This is a genomic window from Streptomyces sp. NPDC006711 (assembly GCF_042869775.1).
GTDB lineage: Bacteria > Actinomycetota > Actinomycetes > Streptomycetales > Streptomycetaceae > Streptomyces.
The window spans coordinates 721089-742347 of the sequence record NZ_JBIAGO010000002.1; the positions used below are offsets into that span (position 1 = coordinate 721089).

The 21259-nt window shown below is 70.4% G+C and carries 19 protein-coding genes and 1 pseudogene; 9 read left to right on the plus strand and 11 right to left on the minus strand.

The genetic code is table 11. From position 1 onward, the window contains the following. Positions 1-18: 18 nt before the first annotated feature. Complete coding sequence (locus ACFYM2_RS07225; RefSeq protein ID WP_359001741.1) at positions 19-336, minus strand: DUF5955 family protein; 318 nt, start codon at positions 334-336, stop codon at positions 19-21. A 153-nt stretch (positions 337-489) separates the two neighbouring features. On the opposite strand from ACFYM2_RS07225, the gene ACFYM2_RS07230 reads away from it, so the two are divergent. Then, positions 490-1113, plus strand: a complete 624-nt coding sequence (locus tag ACFYM2_RS07230; RefSeq protein WP_388462245.1) for an NTP transferase domain-containing protein — start codon at positions 490-492, stop codon at positions 1111-1113. A 287-nt stretch (positions 1114-1400) separates the two neighbouring features. Further along, complete coding sequence (gene aceB / locus ACFYM2_RS07235) at positions 1401-3032, plus strand: malate synthase A (RefSeq protein ID WP_359001735.1); 1632 nt, start codon at positions 1401-1403, stop codon at positions 3030-3032. Positions 3033-3108: 76 nt separating this feature from the next. On the opposite strand, the gene ACFYM2_RS07240 is transcribed toward aceB, so the two are convergent. After that, on the minus strand, positions 3109-4590 hold the full coding sequence (locus tag ACFYM2_RS07240) for a YfcC family protein (protein WP_388834256.1): 1482 nt from the start codon (positions 4588-4590) through the stop codon (positions 3109-3111). Positions 4591-4833: 243 nt separating this feature from the next. On the opposite strand from ACFYM2_RS07240, the gene ACFYM2_RS07245 reads away from it, so the two are divergent. Together ACFYM2_RS07245 and ACFYM2_RS07250 are read left to right on the plus strand one after the other, a co-directional pair. Further along, positions 4834-6036, plus strand: coding sequence for an FAD-dependent monooxygenase (locus ACFYM2_RS07245; RefSeq protein ID WP_388834070.1), 1203 nt, complete (start codon positions 4834-4836; stop codon positions 6034-6036). A gap of 139 nt (positions 6037-6175) precedes the next feature. After that, the gene (locus ACFYM2_RS07250) at positions 6176-6841 is read left to right on the plus strand and encodes a TIGR03086 family metal-binding protein (RefSeq protein ID WP_388834073.1); all 666 of its coding nucleotides are present in this window, start codon (positions 6176-6178) and stop codon (positions 6839-6841) included. Positions 6842-6960: 119 nt separating this feature from the next. On the opposite strand, the gene ACFYM2_RS07255 is transcribed toward ACFYM2_RS07250, so the two are convergent. Beyond that, positions 6961-7812: a pentapeptide repeat-containing protein gene (locus tag ACFYM2_RS07255; RefSeq protein ID WP_388834076.1), complete on the minus strand. Its 852-nt coding sequence runs from the start codon at positions 7810-7812 to the stop codon at positions 6961-6963. Positions 7813-8204: 392 nt separating this feature from the next. On the opposite strand from ACFYM2_RS07255, the gene ACFYM2_RS07260 reads away from it, so the two are divergent. Both ACFYM2_RS07260 and ACFYM2_RS07265 read left to right on the plus strand, forming a co-directional pair. Then, on the plus strand, positions 8205-9071 hold the full coding sequence (locus ACFYM2_RS07260; RefSeq protein ID WP_388834079.1) for a chitosanase: 867 nt from the start codon (positions 8205-8207) through the stop codon (positions 9069-9071). Positions 9072-9261: 190 nt separating this feature from the next. Continuing rightward, the gene (locus ACFYM2_RS07265) at positions 9262-9741 is read left to right on the plus strand and encodes an excalibur calcium-binding domain-containing protein (RefSeq protein ID WP_388834082.1); all 480 of its coding nucleotides are present in this window, start codon (positions 9262-9264) and stop codon (positions 9739-9741) included. A 25-nt stretch (positions 9742-9766) separates the two neighbouring features. Here ACFYM2_RS07265 and ACFYM2_RS07270 read toward each other — a convergent pair. The 8 genes and pseudogenes from ACFYM2_RS07270 to ACFYM2_RS07305 form a co-directional block, all read right to left on the minus strand. Continuing rightward, a pseudogene (locus ACFYM2_RS07270) lies at positions 9767-11193 on the minus strand (nucleobase:cation symporter-2 family protein). Between the two features lie 414 nt (positions 11194-11607). Continuing rightward, positions 11608-12999, minus strand: a complete 1392-nt coding sequence (locus ACFYM2_RS07275) for an 8-oxoguanine deaminase (RefSeq protein WP_388834085.1) — start codon at positions 12997-12999, stop codon at positions 11608-11610. Positions 13000-13049: 50 nt separating this feature from the next. Continuing rightward, the gene (locus ACFYM2_RS07280; protein ID WP_388462026.1) at positions 13050-14450 is read right to left on the minus strand and encodes a nucleobase:cation symporter-2 family protein; all 1401 of its coding nucleotides are present in this window, start codon (positions 14448-14450) and stop codon (positions 13050-13052) included. 65 nt (positions 14451-14515) lie between these two features. After that, positions 14516-15439: a factor-independent urate hydroxylase gene (gene pucL / locus ACFYM2_RS07285; RefSeq protein ID WP_350233385.1), complete on the minus strand. Its 924-nt coding sequence runs from the start codon at positions 15437-15439 to the stop codon at positions 14516-14518. A gap of 5 nt (positions 15440-15444) precedes the next feature. Continuing rightward, positions 15445-15852: a hydroxyisourate hydrolase gene (gene uraH / locus ACFYM2_RS07290; RefSeq protein ID WP_359006645.1), complete on the minus strand. Its 408-nt coding sequence runs from the start codon at positions 15850-15852 to the stop codon at positions 15445-15447. Then, positions 15852-16364, minus strand: coding sequence for a 2-oxo-4-hydroxy-4-carboxy-5-ureidoimidazoline decarboxylase (gene uraD, locus ACFYM2_RS07295; protein ID WP_388462024.1), 513 nt, complete (start codon positions 16362-16364; stop codon positions 15852-15854). The genes uraH and uraD overlap by 1 nt, the downstream gene beginning before the upstream one ends. 168 nt (positions 16365-16532) lie before the next feature. Continuing rightward, positions 16533-16889: a helix-turn-helix domain-containing protein gene (locus ACFYM2_RS07300; RefSeq protein WP_359006672.1), complete on the minus strand. Its 357-nt coding sequence runs from the start codon at positions 16887-16889 to the stop codon at positions 16533-16535. A 218-nt stretch (positions 16890-17107) separates the two neighbouring features. Further along, the gene (locus ACFYM2_RS07305; RefSeq protein WP_350233382.1) at positions 17108-17359 is read right to left on the minus strand and encodes a hypothetical protein; all 252 of its coding nucleotides are present in this window, start codon (positions 17357-17359) and stop codon (positions 17108-17110) included. Between the two features lie 124 nt (positions 17360-17483). On the opposite strand from ACFYM2_RS07305, the gene ACFYM2_RS07310 reads away from it, so the two are divergent. From ACFYM2_RS07310 to ACFYM2_RS07320, 3 genes are all read left to right on the plus strand, one after another. Continuing rightward, complete coding sequence (locus tag ACFYM2_RS07310; protein WP_388834088.1) at positions 17484-18338, plus strand: TIM barrel protein; 855 nt, start codon at positions 17484-17486, stop codon at positions 18336-18338. Between the two features lie 50 nt (positions 18339-18388). Next, positions 18389-19303 (plus strand): 2-hydroxy-3-oxopropionate reductase, encoded by a 915-nt coding sequence (locus tag ACFYM2_RS07315; RefSeq protein ID WP_388834091.1) that lies wholly within the window; start codon positions 18389-18391, stop codon positions 19301-19303. 205 nt (positions 19304-19508) lie between these two features. Beyond that, on the plus strand, positions 19509-20975 hold the full coding sequence (locus tag ACFYM2_RS07320) for a catalase (RefSeq protein WP_388462020.1): 1467 nt from the start codon (positions 19509-19511) through the stop codon (positions 20973-20975). Positions 20976-21259 lie beyond the last annotated feature (284 nt).

Below are 21259 nucleotides of genomic sequence, written 5' to 3' on the forward strand. Positions count from 1 at the left end.
CCCGCACGCGCCCCCCGGTCAGTACCGCCCCGGCGCGCCACCGAAGAGCTCGACCGCCTCGCGGACCTCGGCGACCGCGCCCGCCAGCGCACTGACGGAGCCGATCGAGCCCGCGATCAGTAACAGCGAGCGCCGCAGCCGGGGCACCTCGGGGACCCCGCCGACGGCCATCGCCTCCAGCGCCGCCAGCTCGTCCTCGGCCACGGCCCGGTCGGGGAACTCCACCGGGTGCCCGGCCAGCTGCCGGCGCAGCCGGGACACGGCGGCCCGCAACGCGCTCACTCTGGGGTCCTCGCCGCTGCCGGCCACGGCCCTCTGCTCCACGCCTCGCAACAAAAGTCCTCCCCCACGCACGTCCTTGTGCAGGTGTTCAGAACCCGTACAGCGAAGGTCAACTGCCGGGATGCGCGGGCCAGTTAACGCCATGCGATGTGTCGTGCGCCACTACGGGGACGGAATTGGGGAAACGCAGGAGGTATATCTGGGGCCATGACGCGATCAACCACACAGACGGCGCGGGTCACCGGGCTGCTGCTCGCGGCGGGCGGCGGCAGGCGGCTCGGCGGACGGCCCAAGGCGCTCCTCACCCACCGGGGCCGGCCGCTCGTCGAGAACGCGGTCCGGGCGCTGCGCGAGGGCGGCTGCGACACGGTGTACGTGGTGCTCGGCGCCGCGGCCGACGAGGTGCGGGCCCGGGCCGACCTGCGGGGGTGCGTGCTGGTCGACAACCCCGGCTGGGCCGACGGCATGGGCTCCTCGCTGCGCGCGGGCCTGGAAGCGCTGGCCGCCTCGGGGGGCGGGGCCGGCGGGGCCGGGGGCGCGCTGGTGAGCCTGGTCGACCAGCCGGGCATCGGCGCGGCGGCGATCGCGCGGGTGCGCGCCGCCCACCGTTCGGGCGACTGCCTCGTGGCGGCTTCCTACGACGGCAGGCGCGGGCATCCGGTCCTGTTCGGCGCGGCCCGCTGGGCGGACATCGCCGCGTCCGCGACGGGCGACCGGGGCGCCCGCGCCTACCTGAAGGCCCACGAGGACGAGATCACGCTCGTCGAATGCGGGGACGTGGCCGAGCCCTACGACATCGACACCGAGGCGGATCTGAGCCGTCTCCAGTAGATCTGGAGTACACAGGGAAGGACGGGACAGCAGATCCGAGGACGCCAGGGAAGGGCCGGGGACACGGAGTGAACGGGGTGGCACCCAGAGCCGTGGTCCCTCGACCCGAAGAATCTCGACATCAACAAACCATTGAACTTCCACCATGAGGAAACTACTATCCACTGTTCAGAAGCGCTCGTCAGATCAGGCGGCGCCCACAGTCGTATCTCGGAGCCCTGGCACTGAGTGCCATTGCATGGCGACCCGGCGGCCGTCAGGGCATCCCCGCGAAGGAGTGACAGCTCATGTCCGCACCAGCGCCGTCTCCGCTGGCCATCGTCGATGCCGAGCCCCTGCCCCGGCAGGAAGAGGTCCTTACCGACGCGGCCCTCGCCTTCGTGGCGGAGCTGCACCGGAACTTCACGGGGCGCCGTGACGAGCTCCTCGCCCGCCGCAAGGACCGCAGGAGCGAGATCGCCCGCACCTCGACGCTGGACTTCCGTCCCGAGACCGCCGCGATCCGCGCGGACGAGTCCTGGAAGGTCGCGCCCGCGCCGGCCGCGCTGAACGACCGCCGCGTGGAGATCACCGGTCCGACCGACCGCAAGATGACCATCAACGCCCTGAACTCGGGCGCGAAGGTCTGGCTCGCCGACTTCGAGGACGCCTCCGCCCCCACGTGGGAGAACGTCGTCCTCGGCCAGCTCAACCTGATCGACGCCTATGAGCGCCGCATCGACTTCACCGACGCCACCTCGGGCAAGTCGTACGCCCTGAAGGACGCCGCCCAGCTCGCGACCGTCGTCATGCGCCCCCGCGGCTGGCACCTGGAGGAGCGCCACCTCCAGTTCGACGGCCGCCCGGTGCCCGGCGCCCTGGTCGACTTCGGCCTGTACTTCTTCCACAACGCCCAGCGCCTTATCGACTTCGGCAAGGGCCCGTACTTCTACCTCCCGAAGACGGAGTCGTACCTGGAGGCCCGCCTCTGGAACGACATCTTCGTCTTCGCGCAGGACTATGTGGGCGTCCCCCAGGGCACCGTCCGCGCCACCGTCCTGATCGAGACGATCACCGCGGCGTACGAGATGGAGGAGATCCTGTACGAGCTCCGCGATCATGCGGCGGGGCTGAACGCGGGCCGCTGGGACTACCTGTTCTCCATTGTGAAGAACTTCCGGGACGGCGGCGAGAAGTTCGTCCTGCCCGACCGCAACGCGGTGACGATGACGGCGCCCTTCATGCGCGCCTACACCGAACTCCTCGTCCGCACCTGCCACAAGCGCGGCGCCCACGCGATCGGCGGCATGGCCGCGTTCATCCCCTCGCGCCGTGACGCCGAGGTGAACAAGGTCGCCTTCGAGAAGGTCAAGGCCGACAAGGACCGCGAGGCGGGCGACGGTTTCGACGGCTCGTGGGTGGCCCACCCCGATCTGGTCCCGATCGCGATGGCCTCCTTCGACGCGGTGCTCGGCGACCGGCCGAACCAGAAGGACCGGCTGCGCGAGGACGTCTCGGTGGCCCCCGGCGATCTGATCGCCATCGACTCCCTGGACGCGAAGCCCACCTACCAGGGCCTGGTCAGCGCGGTCCAGGTCGGCATCCGTTACATCGAGGCGTGGCTGCGCGGCCTCGGCGCGGTCGCCATCTTCAACCTGATGGAGGACGCGGCCACCGCCGAGATCTCGCGCTCGCAGATCTGGCAGTGGATCAACGCCGGTGTCGTCTTCGAGCACGACGGGAAGACGGTCCGGGCCACGGCCGACCTCGCCCGCCAGGTGGCCGCCGACGAACTCGCCGCGATCCGCGCGGAGATCGGCGAGGATGCCTTCGCGGCCGGCAAGTGGCAGCAGGCCCACGACCTCCTCCTTCAGGTCTCCCTCGACGCCGACTACGCCGACTTCCTGACCCTGCCGGCGTACGACCAACTCGTCGGCTGACCACGGCAGTTGTCGCAAGGCCCGCGCCCCCGGTACCGCACAGCACCGGGGGCGCGGCCGTGCCGGGCGGCCGCCGTCACGTGAACGCCGCGCCCACCGCCACGAACGCGCAGATCAGCACGGCCAGGACGGCGAGGAGCGGGGCCACGAAGCGCAGGTACTTGTCGTAGCCCACCTTCGCCAGGGCCACGCCGCCGATGGTGACGGCGGTGGTGGGGACCCACAGGTTCATCCAGCCGCTCGCCGCCTGCCAGGCGGTCACCACGACCGCGCGCGAGACGCCCGCGAAGCCGGCGAGCGGAGCCAGGATCGGCATCGCGAGGGTGGCGTGGCCCGAGGTCGAGGGGATCAGGAAGGCCAGGGGAAGGTTCACCACGAAGACCAGCACGGCGAACACGGCGGACGGCGCGCCCTTCACGACACCCTCGATCGAGTGCAGCACCGTGTCCGTGATCCCCGAGTTGTTCATGATCACCGTGACGCCCCTGGCCAGCACGATGACCAGGGCCGGGGAGATGAAGTCCGCCGCACCCTGGATGATCGTCGAGCTCAGCCGCGCCTCTCCGAGCCGGGCCGCGATGCCCACCAGGACCGCCGCCACCAGGAAAAGGGCCGCCAACTGCGGGAAGGACCAGCCCAGTTCCCAGGGGTAGGGGGTGGCGTCCGCCCTGCCGGTCAGCGCGCTCGACCACGGCACCACCGAGAAGATCATGAAGGCGAAGACGAGGGTGAGCAGGACCAGGACCAGGCGGTGGGTACGGGTCAGCTCCGGCGGCCCGGCCCCGTCCTCCTGATCCGTCCGCGCGTGCTCCCGGTCCCCGGGCAGGAACCCGGTCAGGGACTTCGCCGGGTCCCGCTGGACGCGGCGGCCGTAGCGGATGACGTACGCGATGGACACCGCCGTCAGGGCCAGCCACATCACGAAGCGCAGCGCGATGCCGTCGCCGAGCGAGATCCCGGCGGCCGATGAGGCGACGCCCGTCGCGAACGGGTTGACCGTCGAGCACAGCACGCCGATGCCCGCGCCCACGATGATCGTGCCGGTCGCGACCAGACGGTCGTAGCCGAGCGCCAGCATCAGCGGCACGATCAATCCGTAGAAGCCAAGCGTCTCCTCGGCGAAGCCCTCGACCGTGCCGAGGACGGAGAAGACCGTCATCACGCCCGCGATCAGGAGCGCGCCCCGCGCGCGCAGCCGGTGGGCGAGCAGGCCGATCCCCCGGTCGAGGGCGCCGGTGGCGAAGACCACCGTGATGAACGCGCCAATGGCGAGGACGAAGAGGAACACCCCGGCGCTGCCGTACAGTTCGCCGGCCATGGTGGGGCCGACCCGGCCGGACTTGGCGTCCTGGATGCCGTAGAGCCCGTTGACCGGGGAGAGGAAGAGGTCGTTCAGGCGGTCGGTGAAGCTCTGGCCGGTGCCGACGCGGTGATAGGTGCCCTGGACGGGCGCGCCGTCGGCGTCGCGCTCGTACGCGCCGGAAGGGATGACGAACGCAAGCAGCCACACGGCCAGGGTGACGACCGCGAGAATCGTCAGCGCACTGGGAAAGCGCATCCGGCTGTCCGGCGCGCCGGAGGGCGGCGCTGCCCCGGCCTGCTTGGGCGGGTCCTGGTCGGCGTCCATGGGCTCAATGGACCACGCCGGACCCGCCCGCGCATCCGGTGCTCACCCGGGTGCCGCGGGCCGCCCGGGTCACCGGCATGCCGTGGCCCGGCGGGCCCGATGCTGCGACAATCCGGCGGGGGGCGGCCCGGGCCCGGGCGGCACGCTGTCGGACGAGACTGCGAGGGTGTGGGGATGCGGGGAGGGCGAGTCGCCATCGTGGGCGGGAGCATCGCGGGGTGCGCGGCGGCGCTGGCCGCGCACCGGGGCGGCGCCGAGGAGATCACGGTGTACGAGCGGGCCACGGGCCGGCTGGCCGACCGGGGCGTGGGACTGGCCATGCACAACGACCGTTACGCCGAACTGGAGGCCGGCGGATTCGTGTCGGCTGCGATGCCATGGCTCCAACTGACCAGGCGTGCCTGGTACGTTCGCGACAGCTCGGCCCCGATGGGCCGCCGGGTGGGCACGCTGCCCTTCCCCTTCCGCACCTACAACTGGGGCCCGCTCTGGCGCGAACTGCGCGCCCGGGTACCGGAGTCGGTGGACTTCCGTCCCGGCGCGGTCGTCGACCAAGTGGACGTCGGCCCCGATGGCGTCGAGTTGAGGACTGCGGCCGGAGGGTCGGACCGTTTCGACTTCGTGGTGGGCTGCGACGGCTACCGCTCCGTGGTCCGCGCGGCCGCCTGCCCCGAGGTCCGCCCGCAGTACGCCGGCTACCTCGCCTGGCGCGGCGCGTTCCCCGTCGAGCGGCTGCCCGACGAGAGTCGCTGGCCGGTGGAGGACTGCGTCTATGTGGTCTTCGAAGGCGGGCACGCCGTCATCTACCGCATCCCCGACGGCCGGGGCGGCCACCGCGTCAACTGGGTGCTCTACGCGGCGCCGCCCTCCGGTCACGGTCTCGGGCTGGACTCCCCCACCAGTCTGCCGCCCGGCACCCTGACGCAGGAGCTGCGCGCTCACGCCCGCTACCTGGCGGACCATCACATGCCGCCGTTCTGGGGCGAGTTGGTGCGTCTGACCGCGCCGGACGAACTGTTCATCCAGCCGATGTACGACTTCACCGCGCCCCGGTACGCGACCGGACGCGTCGCGCTGAGCGGTGACGCCGCCACGGTGGCACGGCCGCACACCGGCGGCGGCGCGGTGAAGGCCCTCCAGGACGCCACCGCCCTGGCCGGCGCGCTGTCCTCGGCCACGACCTGGCCCGAGGCGGCGGCCGCCTATGACGCGGGCCGCGCTGCGGTCGGGCGCGGCATGGTCGAACTCGGACGCGGCCTCGGCCTCGGACTCGTCCAGCGGACCCCCGACTGGAGCGCCATGGACCAGACCGGCCTTGAGGCATGGTGGCGCCAGGCGGACGGTTCGAACGCGTTCGGCGGCCGCAGGCTCGCGTGAGGCCATCCGGGGACGCGCGGCTTCACGCCGTGGTGGGTGCCCGGCGGGCCGGTGACCGTGAAGGTGCGGGAGGTGAGGCCCCTGCGATCTCTCGCGCGGGCCCGCGATGATTTTCCGGCCCGCGCGCGGTCTCCCCTTCATGAACACCGATCCGAGCACCGATCCGAGCACCGACGCCGACGCCCGGCGCGCCCACCCCGATCTCGGCCCCGCGGCCGCCGAGCTGGCCCGCCTGCTCGACGGCGTAGGTGACGATCAGCTGTCCGCTCCGACGCCGTGCCCCGAGTACGCCCTGCGGGACCTGCTCGCCCATGTGCTGGGCCTGAGCGTGGCCTTCCAGGACGCCGCCCGCAAGGTGCGCGGCCCTTCGACCGGCACCGCTCCGAGCGCGGCGGCGCCGCCGGCGCTGCCCGACGACTGGCGCGCCGCTCTGCCCCGCCACCTCGCCGCGATGGCCGAGGCCTGGCGGGACCCGGCGGCCTGGGAGGGCGATACGCAGATCGGCGGCCTCGACCTGCCGGGCGCGGTCACCGGCCGCGTGGGCCTGGACGAACTGGTCGTGCACGGCTGGGACGTGGCCCGGGCCACCGGGCAGGACTACCGCCCCTCCACCGCCGACCTGGAGGTCTCCCGGGCCTTCCTCGCGCCGTCCAAGGACGATCCGGCCGCCCGTGGCGGCGCGTTCGGGCCGGCCATCGACGTGCCCGACAGCGCTCCTCTGCTCGACCGTGTGATCGGCCTGAGCGGACGCGACCCGGGCTGGTCGCGCAAGGGCCTGTCCGGCGGATCTGGTCGCCTCCTATGAGGCTCAGCTTCTCCACCGTGCCAGGGCCGCGCGTCCCAGACATGATCCGCCGGACAGGCCGCTAGGGGGTGTCTGGTGGATCAGGGCCGCGCCCCCGGCCATGGTCCACCAGACACCCCCTAGCGCGCGGTCCAGTGGGCGGGGCGTAGCAGGGTGGACGGGATCCGGGTCGCCCGGTCGCCCTTCGCCGCGTTCAGCTGGGCCTGGGTGAGGAAGAACGCGTCGGTCAGATCGGCGCCGTCGAGCAGCGCGTCGCGGAAGTCCGCGCCGATCAGGTCGGCCACGCGCAGATCGGCGCCGCGCAGATCGGCGGCGATCACGAGCGCGCCCCGCAGGTTCGCGCCGCGCAGGTCGGCGCCCTTGAGGCGAGCGCCCATCAGGTCGGCCCCGCGCCGGTCCTTGCCCTTCTTGCCCTTGAACTCCGCCCTGGTCAGTTCGCTCGCCTTCAGGAGCAGGCGGTTGACCCGGTCGCGGTGGGCGGCCACGTCCAGGTCGCGCAGCTCGTCGGGGGCGAGCTCGGTGAACGCCTCCGTCTCGCGCAGCGCCGTGCGCAATTCGGCGTGCACGGGCCGGGCCTTGGGCAGCGCGAGCGCTTCGGTGACGTACCACAGCAGCTCGTGGAGCTGACGCATCACCGGGAAGACCTCGAACATCGCGGCGGCACTCTTGGGCGCCGTCCGCCAGTCGCGGCCCTTGAAGGTGTGCTGGGAGACCTTCTGGCCGGCCCCGAAGCAGTCGTACACCGTGCAGCCCTGGAAGCCCTTGGCGCGCAGATCCCGGTGGATGCCGCAGCTGAACTCGCCCGTGAGGTTCGGGCAGGGCCGGCCGGCCGGCTTGTCGATCGCGAAGTCGGCGGACGCCGTGTAGGCGAGGGCCACACAGCACAGGCCGAAGCAGTCGCCGCAGTCGGAGACGAGGTTCAGGCGGGTCGCGCCGGGCGCCGGGGCGACAGTCTCGTGGTTCTCGGACAACGTGCGGGACTCCTGTGATGTGCGGTGACAGCAGCCCGCCAGTCTAGGGGGTGTCTGGTGGACCATGGCCGGGGGCGCGGCGTCTGGCACGGCACCTCGCGGCGTTGCCGAATCGCCCCGATAGCTCCGCTATCGAGACGCTCCGGCGCCTTGCGATGCACCGCACCAGACGCCGCGCCCTGACCGACCCTGATCCACCAGACACCCCCTAGCCGCCCCGGCCCGTCCGGCCGCGCCGGGGTCCGTGCGCGCGGGGGCGGTCGCGGCCCTCGGCCATGGGCCGCCACCGCCTCAACTTCCTTGTGTCACAGGGGTGTACGGGTGCTTCGGCGCAGTGGTAGGAAAGTTTCCTAACAGAACATCGGAGCGACCGACTCCCTGTGGAGGTCCACGTGCACACCCCCCACGGCAACGCCACCGCACGTCGTACCAGGATCGCCATCCGCGCCTTGCTCGGCGCCGCGCTGCTCGCGGTTCCGGTCACGGCCTACGCCGCCGACAACCCGCCCGCAGCACCGGCGGACAATGTGACGGTGATCAACGCCGCCGCGACCGGGCTCGACGACCCGGCGAAGAAGGACATAGCCATGCAGCTCGTCTCCAGCGCGGAGAACTCCTCGCTGGACTGGAAGGCGCAGTACAAGTACATCGAGGACATCAAGGACGGGCGGGGCTACACCGCCGGCATCATCGGGTTCTGCTCGGGCACCGGTGACATGCTCGACCTGGTCAGGCTCTACACCGCGCGCAACCCCGGCAACGTCCTCGCGAAGTACCTGCCGGCCCTGGAGAAGGTGAACGGAAGCGACTCCCACAAGGGACTCGACCCGAACTTCACCAAGGACTGGAAGACCGCCGCGTCGGAGACGGCCTTCAAGGAGGCCCAGAACGATGAGCGGGACCGGGTGTACTTCGACCCGGCCGTCAAGCAGGGCAAGTCCGACGGGCTCGGCACGCTCGGCCAGTTCATCTACTACGACGCCATCGTGATGCACGGTGACGGCACCGACCCGACCAGCTTCAGCTCCATCCGCAAGCGCGCCCTGGCCAAGGCGAAGGCCCCGGCCAAGGGCGGCGACGAGACGACGTATCTCGACGCCTTCCTCGACGCCCGTGTGTGGGCGATGAAGCAGGAGGAGGCGCACAGCGACACCAGCCGGGTCGACACCGAACAGCGGGTCTTCCTCAAGAAGGGCAACCTCGGCCTGAACACGCCGCTGGACTGGAAGGTCTACGGCGACCCGTACCACATCGGATAACTCCCCCACCACGGACGGCGGGTACGGCGGTGAGGAGGCCGCCGTACCCGCCGTTCCCGTGTGCGCCGCCCGCTCCGGTGGCTGGATCCGGACGAGTTCGGCGATTGCGCTTTACGGAACCTTTGCGGCCCGTATTCTCTCCTTCACCAGATCATCACACGCATCCCGAACGCCCGAGAGAGTCCGCCGCATGCGCATATCTGAATCAGCCGTCCGCACTCTGCTCGTCTCCGGCCTGCTCGGTGCGCTCGCCCTCACCACGACGGGCTGTCAGGACGACACCCCCAAGACGAAGACCCCGGCGGCCACGGTGTCGGCCGCGACCCCGTCGCAGTCCGCCGCGCCGTCGCCGTCGCCGTCACAGTCGGCCGACGAGAGCCCGACGCCAAGCCCGGCGCAGACCGACGACGCGACGCCGACCGCTCCCCCCGCCGCCACCAGGACCCCGGCCGCCAGGACCGTACCGAAGCCGAAGCCCAAGGGGCCGAGCGTGCCGCCCCCGATGAACGGCGGCGGCGAGAAGGTCAGCGGGGGCAGCGGCGGGGGCAGCGGCGCCTCGTACAAGAACTGCGCCGCCGCACGCGCCGCCGGGGTCACTCCCCTGCACCGGGGCGAGCCGGGTTACGCCGCGCACCTGGACCGGGACGGCGACGGCGTGGCCTGCGAGTAGCGCCCGGGACCGGGCGGGCCGTCCGTCAGTGCAGGGCGGCCTCCGGTTCGGCCATGGGCAGGACCCCGGCCTCGGCCCCCTCGGCCCCCTCATACTCGGAGCGGCGCGAACCGAGGTGGTTGAAGGCGAGGTTGAGGACGATCGCCACGACGCAGCCGGTTGATATGCCGGAGTCGAGGACGACGAGCAGCTTGTCGGGGAAGGCGTGGTAGAAGTCGGGCTTGGCTATCGGTATCAGGCCGATGCCGACCGATGCGGCCACGATGAGAGCGTTCTCACCCTTCTCCAGCGCGGCCGTGGAGAGCGTCTGGATGCCGCTCGCGGCCACCGAGCCGAACAGCACGATGCCCGCGCCGCCGAGCACCGGCAGCGGCACCAGGGAGATCACCGAGGCGGCGACCGGACTCAGGCCGAGCGCCACGAGGATGAGACCACCGGTCGCCACCACGAACCGGCTGCGCACCTTGGTCATCGCGACGAGCCCGATGTTCTGCGCGAAGGCGCTGGCCATGAAGCCGTTGAAGACGGTGCTGAGCACGGATCCCAGGGTGTCGGCGCGCAGGCCGGCCGCGATGGTCTCCTGGTCGGCCGGACGCTCGACGATCTTTCCGAGCGCCAGCATGTCGGCCGTGGACTCCGTCATGCACACGAGCATCACGATGCACATCGAGACGATCGCGGCGATGTCGAACTGCGGGGCGCCGAAGTGGAAGGGGGTCGGGAAGCCGACGACGTCCGCGTTCTTGATGGCGTCCAGGCTGGTCTTGCCCATGGGGATCGCGATGACCGATCCCGCCACGAGGCCGAGCAGGATCGCGATCTGCTGCATGAAGCCGCGCAGAAGTCTGCGCAGCGCGAGCACGATGACCAGGGTGATCGCGGCGAGCGCGAGGTTGGAGAGCGAACCGTAGTCCCCGGCCTTCTCATTGCCGCCGGAGGACCAGTTGAAGGCGACGGGCAGCAACGAGACACCGATCAGGGTGATCACGGTGCCGGTGACGACCGGCGGGAAGAAGCGGACGAGCCTGCCGAAGTAGGGAGCGGCAAGGAAGCCGAGCAGTCCGGCGACGATCACGCCGCCGAGTATGACGGGGATGGCGTGGCCGCCGTGCTCCTTGCCGATGGCGATCATCGGGGTGACACCGGCGAACGAAACGCCGTTCACGAAGGGCAACTTGGCGCCGATTCGCCAGATCCCGAGGGTCTGGAGGAGCGTGGCGAGCCCCGCGGTGAACAGGCTCGCGGCGACCAGGAACGCGGTCTCCTTGGCGTCGAGCCCACGGCGGGACCGACGATCATGGGCGGGGCCACCACACCCGCGTACATGGCGGCCACGTGCTGGAGGCCGCTGGTGAACATCTTCAGTGGGGGAAGCGTCTCATCGACCGGGTGCTTCTCGCCGGTCTGGGCGGGGCGGACTGCGAAGTTGCGAAACCTGGGCTGTGCGGCCACGGCGGTTCCTCCGGTCGGTTACGCGTCGGCGGTGGACGCGGATGTCAGGGAGGTGGTGCGTTGTGGTGCGTTGAGCAGCGGGAACAGGTGGTGCGAGGCAGTACGGGACAGCGCGGCTCGGCTGTGGTGTGCGCGGGGGCCCGGTCGGCGCGGGGTGGGGTTCCGGTGCGGGCGTGCCCCGGTCGAGCGGACGTGGGTGGCGCCGCTCTCATGGGTGACGAAGCGTCAACTGCCTTGCGGCGTAAGGGAGGTGCGGAGAGGTGCGGTGGCGACGTGGTGATCGGGACGGGTTTCACCGTTCCGGGGGGTGCGTACGTCCTTGCAGTACGCACCCCCCGGCCCAGCTGCCGCGGACCCCGCTCGGGTCCGCGGCGACCGGCCGAGGGCCGTCCCCCTCGGCCGGACTCCTTGGGGTCAGCCCTGTGCGGCGATCCGGGCGAGGCGCTGGGCCTCTTCACGGGTCGCCACCGCGATGGCGTCCTCGTCGACCGTGGTGAGACGGTTGTCCTCGACGATCTGCTTGCCGTTCACGAACGAGGCGGTGACCGGTGCGGCGGCGCCGAAGACCAGCGCGGTGACCGGGTCGGCGATGGAGGCGTGGGCGAGCGTGTCCAGCTTCCACAGCACGAAGTCCGCGAGCTTGCCGGCTTCGAGGGAGCCGATCTCGTCGGCGCGGCCGAGCACCTGGGCGCCGCCGTAGGTGCCAAGACGCAGCGCCTGACGGGCGTTGAGGGCGCTCTCGCGGTGCTGGGCGTTGAGGCGGTTGATGAGCAGCGCGTTGCGCAGCTCGGTGTGCAGCTCGCCCGACTCGTTGGACGCGGTGCCGTCCACACCGAGGCCCACCGGCACGCCGGCCGCCAGCATGTCCGGGACACGGGCGATGCCCGCGGCCAGCCGCGCGTTGGAGGAGGGGCAGTGGGCGACGCCGGTGCCGGTGCGGGCGAAGGCGGCGATGTCGGAGTCGTTCATGTGGACGCAGTGCGCCATCCACACGTCGTTGCCGAGCCAGCCGGTCGACTCGAAGTAGTCGGTGGGGCCCATGCCGAACAGCTCCTTGCAGAACTGCTCCTCCTCCACGGTCTCCGAGCCGTGGGTGTGCAGCCGTACGCCCTTGGCGCGGGCCAACTCCGCGCCCTGCTTCATGAGTTCGGTGGAGACCGAGAAGGGCGAGCAGGGCGCGACGGCGACCTGGGTCATCGAGCCGAAGGTGGCGTCGTGGAAGCGGTCGACGGTCTCGGCGGTCGCCGAGAGCGCTCCCTCCAGGGTCTCCACGGCGAAGTCCGGCGGCAGACCGCCGTCCTTCTCGCTGCGGTCCATGGAGCCACGGGCCAGGGTGAAGCGCACGCCCATCTCGGAGGCCGCGCCGATGATCGCGCCGGACAGGTCGCCGGCGTCACGCGGGTAGACGTAGTGGTGGTCCATCGCGGTGGTGACGCCGCCGCGGGCCATCATGGCGAGCGAGCCCTGGGCGGCGACGCGGCCCATCCGCTCGTCGATGCGCGCCCACGTCGGGTACAGGGCGACCAGCCAGTTGAAGAGGTTGTGGTCGGTGGCCAGACCGCGCGTGATCCACTGGTAGAAGTGGTGGTGGGTGTTGATCAGGCCCGGGGTGACCAGGTGTCCGGTGCCGTCGATGCGGCGGACCACGTTCGTAAGGCCCTTCGGAGCCGCGCCGGCTCCGATCGACTCGATCTTGTTGTCGGCGACGACGAGGTACCCGGAGGCGTACTCGGTGTCATTCGCGTCCACGGTGGCGATCGCACAGTTCTCGATGACGATGCGCTGGGGGGCTGCCGAAGGTGCCATGGTGCTTCCTTCTTCGATCAGTGGCGGTTGTGACGGGGCACGGCAGGACCCTACGAGGATTTGAGTGCCGGGGCCGCGACGCGGCTCCGGGTGCCGAGATGGTGGAAGAAAAGGTTGAGCAGGACCGCGGTGAGCGCTCCGGCGCTGATGCCGGACCCGAGCACGGTCTGTGCCCAGGCGGGGAATCCGGCGTAGAAGGTGGGCGCGGCGAGCGGGATGATGCCCGCCCCCAGTGCCACGGCGACCAGGATGATGTTGGAGCTGTCGTCGAGTCCGGCCTCGGAGAGGGTACGGATACCGCTGACGGCTATCGAGCCGAACAGGACGATTCCGGCGCCGCCGAGCACGGGCATCGGGACCAGCGAGACCACCGCGCCGAGCATCGGGAAGGCGCCGAGCACCAGGAGGGCGCAGCCCGCGACGGCGACAACGTACCTGCTGCGCACGCGAGTCAGCGAGACGACGCCGACGTTCTGCGCGAACGCGCTGGTGGGGAAGCCGCCGAAGACGGGGCCGAGCAGGGTGGCGATGCCGTCGGTGCGCAGGCCGCGGGCGATGGTGCGTCCGTCGGTGCGGCGCTCGCAGATCTCTCCGATGGCCAGCATGCCGGCGCTGGACTCGGTCATCAGGACCAGCATCACGATGCACAGCGACAGGACGGCGGCCGGGTGGAACTCGGGCGCGCCGAAGGCGAAGGGCGTGGGCAGCGCTGCGACGGGCGCGGACCGCATGGCGGAGAAGTCCGCCATGCCGAACGGGATCGCGGCGAGCGTGCCGGTCAACAGGCCGAGCAGCAGCGCCACTTGACGCACGAAGCCCCGGCCGAAGCGCTGGAAGAGCAGGATCACGACGAGGGTGAAGGCGGCGAGCGCGAGGTTGTCCATGGAGCCGAAGTCGGCGGCGCTCTTGTCGCCGCCCTGCGCCCAGGAGACGGGAACGGGCATCAGCGTGACGCCGATGAGCGTGATCACGACACCGGTCACCAGCGGCGGGAAGAAGCGCAGCAGTCGTCCGAAGAAGGGGCCGACCAGGAGGCAGAAGACTCCGGCTACCATCACCGCGCCGTAGATGGCGGGGAGTTGGTGGCCCTTGGCGCTGGTCTCGGCGATCGCGAGCATGGGCGCGATGCCGGCCGATGAGGCGGCGTTGACGAACGGGAGCCGGTTTCCGGCGAAGTTCGCCACGCCCAGGGTCTGAAGGACGGTGGCGAGCCCCGCGATGAGCAGACTGGCCGCGATGAGCCGGGTCTGTCCCGCGGTGTCCAGGCCGACGGCCTGGCCGATGATGAGCGGAGGGGTGACGACGCCCGCGTACATGGCGGCGATGTGCTGGAGCGCGGCGGGGACGAGCCGCGAGGCGGGAAGCTTTTCGTCCACCGGGTGCACGGCACCTTCAGGTGGGGTGGTACATGGGCCGTCGGCTGGCGCCGGCCCCATTGCAGGCTGTGCCATGAGAATCCCTCCGGTCTGGCCGGCCCCCGCCCGACTGCGGGCGGGCGGGGGCGGTCAGTGCCGCGTCAGAGGTTGGTCATGTCGACCGGGATCTGCGGCTCGGCACCGTCACGCAGGACGGTCCCTTCGATCAGACCGTACGGACGGTCCGCCGCGAAGTAGACCTCGTTGTCGTTCTTGAGCCCGAACGGTTCGAGGTCCACCAGGAAGTGGTGGCTGTTCGGCAGCGAGAAGCGAACCTCGTCGATCTCGGACCGGCTGTTGATGATGCGCGACCCCATCTGGTAAAGGGTCTGCTGGAGCGAGAGCGAGTACGTCTCGGCGAAGGCCTGGAGCATGTGCTTGCGCACCTGCTCGTAGGACTTCTCCCAGTTCGGCGCCTTCTGCTCGTCGTCGGTCCAGTTGAACCGCCAGCGGGCGGAGACACTGGTCGCCAGGATGCGGTCGTAGGCCTCCTGGAGCGTCGTGTACTTGTCCTTGACGTAGCCCCAGAACTCCGAGTTCGTCGAGTTCATCACCGTCAGGTCCTTGAGACCGGAGATGACCTCCCACTTCTCACCGTCGTAGGTGATCTGGGAGACCCGGGTCTCCTGACCCTTGCGGACGAAGGAGTGCTTGACGTCGTCGGAACCGATGAACTTCGAGTTGGCCTCGGAGGTCTCGATGCGGTCCCAGGCGAACTCCTCGATGCGAATCCGCGCGATCTTGATCGGCTCCTGCGACGTCACGAAGTGCCGCGCGAGGTGGATGCCGAACTGCTCGGCGGACTCGATGCCGTACTCCTTGGCGAAGGCGAACACCGTGTTCTTGGTGGTGTCCGTCGGGAGCACGTTGGCGTTGGAGCCCGAGTAGTGCACGTCCTCCATGTCGCCGGACAGGGCGACCGAGACGTTCAGGTCCTTGATGTGGTGCGTGTCGCCGTCCCGCGTGATCTTGACGACGCGGTTCTCTGCTTTGCCGTACTGGTTCTGGCCGAGAATCGTGGGCATGTCTGCTAGCTCCCTCGGTAAACGGAGTAGCCGAACGGGTTGAGCAGCAGCGGTACGTGGTAGTGCTCGCCCGGGGTGACGGCGAACGTGATCGCCACCTCCGGGAAGAACGCACCGCTGTCCCTTACGCGGGGGGCGTCCTGCTGCGCCTCGGCTTGCTTCTTGTCGCTGGACTGGTGGGTGGAGAAGTACTCCTCGACCGCGAAGTCGAGCCGTACGTGGGTGGTGCCTTCCGGCAGGGCCGGCAAGTCCTTGCAGCGCCCGTCCGCATCGGTCGCGGAGCCGCCGAGCGCGGTCCACTGGGCACCGGAGCCCGAGCGGGCCGCGAGCGAGACGGCGACGTTCCCGGCGGGACGTCCGACGCTGGTGTCCAGGATGTGCGTGGACACCGATGCGGTGGTGGCGGTGCTCATCAGTCCTTGTCCTCTTCTACGAGACGGGTCAGCCGGATTCGGTTGATCTTCCCGAGTTCAGTGCGCACGATCTCGCGCTCCTGCTCGGATGTGTTGCCGATCCGGGTCTTGACCGCATCGCGCATCTGCTCACCGGTGGCGCCGGTCGCGCAGATCAGGAAGACATGGCCGAACTTGTCCTGGTAGGCCAGGTTCAGTTCGAGCAGCTCGGCCTTCAGGGCCTCGGAGGCCCCGGCCATGCCGCGTTGTTCACGGGCGGAGGTGGGGTCACCGGGCTTCGGCCGGCCGATCGGCGGGTGCCCGGCCATCGCCTCTTCCAGGTCCTTCACGGTCAGCTCGGCCAGAGCGGCGTCGCTTGCGGCGAAGAGGTCCTGCGCGGTGGCGTACGGGCGCAGGGCGAGCACCTTGCTCCCCCACGCCGAACTGGCGCACACCTCGTGGAGCGCGGCGAGCGCCGCACTGTCCGTGGAGGTGTTGAACCGGGCGAGGCCCGGCGTCGAAGTCGAAGTCACGGCGGCCTCCGTGGCCTTGGTGCTGAACGGGCTGCGGATAGCTAACGCCCTGAGAAACATCCCGTCAACACTTTGTTGAAAACTTGGGATGACAAAAACCGCCGCCCGGCATCCGGACGGCGGTTCGTTGCGTCAAGGGGTGCCCCACCGGGCACCGAGGGCGCTCACTCAGTCGCCCTTGGCGGTGTTTTCCCTGGTCAGGTCCGTGGTCGGATCCCTGTTCAGATCCCTGTTCAAGTAGTTGTAGACGGTGAAGCGGCTGACCCCGAGCGCCGAGGCGACCGTCTCCACGCCGTGCCGTACCGAGAAGGCGCCGCGCGCTTCGAGGGTCCGTACGGCGGACTGCTTGGCCTTGCGGTCCAGGGCCGCGAGCGGCATGCCGTGCCGGCGCTCCATGGCGGCGAGGATGTGATCCAGGGAGTCGGAGAGCTGCGGCAGGCGCACGGCCACCACGTCCTCGCCCTCCCAGGCGAGCACCACGTCGTCGGGCCGGGCGAGCGCGGGCGGCAGCGTCTGCGCCCCCATCGCGTCCACGAGTGGCTTGACCGCCCGGAGCAGGGGGTGGTCCCCGGGCCCGCCCGGGCCGGCCGCCGCCTGGTCCGCCGAGGCGGCGGGAGGCGCGGAGGGCTGGTTCGCCGGGGCGGCGGGAGGCGCGGGGGGCTGGCCCGCGGAGGCGACAGGAGGCAAGGTCGGCTGGCCCGCCGAGGCGGCGGGAGGCGCGGGGGGCTGGTCCACCGATTCGGTCACTTCTCGCCCTCCCCGAGCACATTGACCTGGAGCGAGACGCGGGTGGCGCCCGCCGCCAGGGCCTCGCGCAGCAGCGCGTCAACGGCGTTCAGGACGTCGTCGGCGCCGCCTTCCGCGGTGTTGCCGAAGGGGCCGACGTCGACCGCGTCGAGCCGGGCCGCCTGGATGACATCGCGGGCGACCACGGCATGCGGCGGCGCCTCGTCGAGATCGAAGGGCTCGGTCGTGAACTCCACTCTCAATCGCACGCGCTCAACCTACTGCGCGGTGGACGAAATCAGACAGGCCCCCTTGACAAGCTCGCGGGTCCCCCGGCAACCTTCCATCAAGCAGAAACTAACTTCCGCAATACGGAAGGGACGCACACCCCTCATGGCCCCTCTTTTCTCGAATAGGCGCGGCTCGAACCAGCGCTTCGATGTGAACCTCTCGATCCTCTTCACGGAACTCCCGCTCCTTGAGCGCCCGGCGGCGGCTGCCGCGGCGGGCTTCACGGCGGTCGAGCTGTGGTGGCCCTGGATCGAGACGCCCACCCCCGAGCAGGCCGAGCTCGACGCCCTCAAGAAGGCGCTCGACGACGCCGGCACGCAGTTGGTGGGCCTGAACTTCTACGCCGGCGCCCTGCCGGGCCCGGACCGCGGCGCGCTGTCGATTCCCGGCGAGGAGTCGGACCGCTTCCGCGCCAACATCGAGGTGGCGGCCGGCTTCGCCGCCTCGGTCGGCTGCAAGGCGCTCAACGCGCTCTACGGCAACCGCGTCGAGGGCGCCGACCCGCAGGTGCAGGACACCCTCGCCCTGGAAAACCTCGTGCTCGCGGCCCGCGCGGCCCACCGGGTCGGGGCCATCCTTCTGGTCGAGACCCTGAACAAGCCGGAGTCGCCGCTCTACCCGCTGGTGAGCGCCCCCTCGGCCATCGAGGTCATCGACAAGGTGAACGCGGCGACGGGTCTTGGCAACGCCAAGTTCCTGCTCGACATCTACCACCTGTCGATGAACGGCGAGAACGTCTCCGAGGTCATCGAGGCGTACGCCGACAAGACCGGCCATGTGCAGATCGCCGACAACCCGGGCCGCGGCGCGCCGGGCACCGGCTCGCTCCCGCTGGAAGACCTGCTCGACCAGCTCACGAAGGCCGGCTACGACGGCTGGGTCGGCCTGGAGTACAAGGCCCCCGACGCCGCCGCCTCCTTCGGGTGGCTCCCCGCCGAGGCCCGCGCGGCGAACTGACCACGCACCCGAACTTCTTGACGTACCACCGCAGTTAGAGAGGCACCCTCATGAGCAACCTCGCCGATACCTCCCGCCCGACCCTCCCCAAGATCGCGTGGGTCGGCCTCGGCATCATGGGCTCCCCCATGTCCGAGAACCTGATCAAGGCCGGCTACTCGGTCACCGGGTACACCCTTGAGCAGGACAAGCTGGACCGCCTCGCGGCCGCCGGCGGCACCGCCGCCTCCTCGATCGCCGACGCGGTCAAGGACGCGGACGTGATCATCACCATGGTCCCGGCGTCCCCGCAGGTGGAGGCCATCGCGTACGGTGAGGCCGGCATCCTGGCCAACGCCAGGAAGGGCGCGCTGATCGTCGACATGTCGTCGATCACCCCGCAGACCTCGGTCGACCTCGCCAAGAACGCCGCCGAGCAGGGCATCCGCGTCCTGGACGCCCCCGTCTCCGGTGGCGAGGCCGGCGCCATCGAGGCCGTCCTGTCGATCATGGTGGGTGGCGAGCAGGCCGACTTCGACGAGGCGCTGCCGATCCTGGAAGCCCTCGGCAAGACCATCGTGCTGTGCGGTCCGCACGGCTCGGGCCAGACGGTGAAGGCCGCCAACCAGCTCATCGTCGCGGTCAACATCCAGGCCTGCGCCGAGGCCGTCGTCTTCCTGGAGAAGTCCGGCGTGAACCTGACGGCCGCCCTGGACGTCCTCAACGGCGGCCTGGCCGGCTCCACGGTCCTGACCCGCAAGAAGGACAACTTCCTGAACCGGGACTTCAAGCCCGGCTTCCGGATCGACCTGCACCACAAGGACATGGGCATCGTGACCGACGCCGCCCGCAACGTGGGCGCGGCCCTTCCCGTCGGCGCGGTCGTCGCCCAGCTGGTCGCCTCGCTGCGCGCCCAGGGCGACGGCGGCCTCGACCACTCCGCCCTGCTGCGCGCGGTCGAGCGCCTTTCCGGCGCGCAGGTCTGATCCGGCGCGTCCGCATCCCCCTCGGGGGCCCTTGATTTCCGGGCGGCGGCGGTGCTGACACCTGTCCTGTCGCGCCCAGGCACTGCCGCCGTCCGGAAGCCCAATCCTTCATTTTCAACAAACTGTTGACGTTCTGTTCCGGTCCTCCTTACGCTCCAGGAACCGCCGAACAGTCAGCGGTGCAGCTTCAGTACGGAAGGTCACGATGTCGAAGCGCGTGCTTACGACCGAGTCCGGCGCCCCCGTCGCCGACAACCAGAACTCCGCCACCGCCGGCGTCGGTGGCCCTCTCCTGCTTCAGGACCAGCACCTCCTGGAGAAGCTCGCGCGCTTCAACCGTGAGCGCATCCCGGAGCGTGTGGTGCACGCCCGTGGCTCCGGCGCGTACGGCTACTTCGAGGTGACCGACGACGTCACCGGCTTCACGAAGGCCGACTTCCTCGGCGAGGTGGGCAAGCGGACCGAGACGTTCATCCGCTTCTCCACCGTGGCCGACTCGCTCGGCGGCGCGGACGCGGTGCGCGACCCGCGCGGCTTCGCGCTGAAGTTCTACACCGAAGAGGGCAACTACGACCTCGTCGGCAACAACACCCCGGTGTTCTTCATCAAGGACCCGATCAAGTTCCCCGACTTCATCCACTCCCAGAAGCGCGACCCCTTCACGGGCAAGCAGGAGCCGGACAACGTCTGGGACTTCTGGGCGCACTCCCCCGAGGCCACCCACCAGATCACCTGGCTGATGGGCGACCGCGGCATCCCGGCCTCCTACCGCCACATGAACGGCTACGGCTCCCACACCTACCAGTGGACCAACGCCAAGGGCGAGGCCTTCTTCGTCAAGTACCACTTCAAGACGAACCAGGGCATCCGCTCGCTCTCCGCCGAGCAGGCCGCCGAGACGGTCGGCAAGGACGCCAACAGCCACCAGACGGACCTGCTCCAGGCCATCGAGCGCGGCGTGAACCCGTCCTGGACGCTGTACGTGCAGATCATGCCGGTCGCCGAGGCCGCGGACTACCGCTTCAACCCCTTCGACCTCACCAAGGTGTGGCCGCACAGCGACTACCCGCTCCAGCGCGTGGGCCGGCTGGTCCTCGACCGCAACCCCGACAACGTCTTCGCCGAGGTCGAGCAGGCCGCCTTCTCCCCGAACAACTTCGTTCCGGGCATCGGCCCCTCGCCCGACAAGATGCTCCAGGGCCGCCTGTTCGCCTACGCGGACGCGCACCGCTACCGCCTGGGCGTCAACCACACCCAGCTCCCGGTCAACGCCCCGAAGGCTGTTCCTGGGGGGAGTGCGGACAACTACGGCCGCGACGGCCTGATGGCGACCCGCTACGGCCGGCGCACCGACAAGAACTACGAGCCCAACTCGTACTCGGGCCCCGCGCAGACCGACGCCGCCCTGTCGGCCCCGCTCGCCATCCACGGCTGGACGGGCACGCACGAGGCGCCGCCGCACAACAAGGACGACGACTTCTTCCAGGCGGGCGAGCTCTACCGCCTGATGTCCGAGGACGAGAAGTCCCGCCTGGTGGCGAACATCGCAGGCGGCCTCTCGCAGGTCACCCGCGACGACGTCGTCGAGAAGAACCTGGCCCACTTCCACGCCGCCGACGCCGACTACGGCAAGCGCGTCGAGGAGGCCGTCCGCGCCCTGCGCGAGGACTAGCGGGTTCAACCCACAGACCGTGCAGGGGAATTGACGGGAGGTCAACTCCCTTGCACCGTCCGGTCCGCCGACCCGGATGAGGGGTGGTCGGCGGATTCGGACAACCTGAGGATCGCGGCGGTGAGGCGATGCCAGTGCGGTGGTGAAGGCGTGTGCGTCCCCCTTCCGACCTGAAGGAGGGGAAGGCGCCCACCCCAATCGCCGCCGCCGCGATCCCGGATCCCCCCGACCCCGTCCGGCGGGCACGAACGTCCTGTCGCGCCGCCCTCGTCCCGCCGGACGGC

Coding starts and splice junctions, on each gene's coding strand:
- ACFYM2_RS07230 (WP_388462245.1), top strand. CDS start 490: ATGACGCGATCAACCACACAGACGGCGCGGGTCACCGGGCTGCTGCTC.
- aceB (WP_359001735.1), top strand. CDS start 1,401: ATGTCCGCACCAGCGCCGTCTCCGCTGGCCATCGTCGATGCCGAGCCC.
- ACFYM2_RS07240 (WP_388834256.1), bottom strand. CDS start 4,590: ATGCGCTTTCCCAGTGCGCTGACGATTCTCGCGGTCGTCACCCTGGCC.
- ACFYM2_RS07245 (WP_388834070.1), top strand. CDS start 4,834: ATGCGGGGAGGGCGAGTCGCCATCGTGGGCGGGAGCATCGCGGGGTGC.
- ACFYM2_RS07250 (WP_388834073.1), top strand. CDS start 6,176: ATGAACACCGATCCGAGCACCGATCCGAGCACCGACGCCGACGCCCGG.
- ACFYM2_RS07265 (WP_388834082.1), top strand. CDS start 9,262: ATGCGCATATCTGAATCAGCCGTCCGCACTCTGCTCGTCTCCGGCCTG.
- ACFYM2_RS07275 (WP_388834085.1), bottom strand. CDS start 12,999: ATGGCACCTTCGGCAGCCCCCCAGCGCATCGTCATCGAGAACTGTGCG.
- ACFYM2_RS07280 (WP_388462026.1), bottom strand. CDS start 14,450: ATGGCACAGCCTGCAATGGGGCCGGCGCCAGCCGACGGCCCATGTACC.
- pucL (WP_350233385.1), bottom strand. CDS start 15,439: ATGCCCACGATTCTCGGCCAGAACCAGTACGGCAAAGCAGAGAACCGC.
- uraH (WP_359006645.1), bottom strand. CDS start 15,852: ATGAGCACCGCCACCACCGCATCGGTGTCCACGCACATCCTGGACACC.
- ACFYM2_RS07300 (WP_359006672.1), bottom strand. CDS start 16,889: ATGGGGGCGCAGACGCTGCCGCCCGCGCTCGCCCGGCCCGACGACGTG.
- ACFYM2_RS07310 (WP_388834088.1), top strand. CDS start 17,484: ATGGCCCCTCTTTTCTCGAATAGGCGCGGCTCGAACCAGCGCTTCGAT.
- ACFYM2_RS07315 (WP_388834091.1), top strand. CDS start 18,389: ATGAGCAACCTCGCCGATACCTCCCGCCCGACCCTCCCCAAGATCGCG.
- ACFYM2_RS07320 (WP_388462020.1), top strand. CDS start 19,509: ATGTCGAAGCGCGTGCTTACGACCGAGTCCGGCGCCCCCGTCGCCGAC.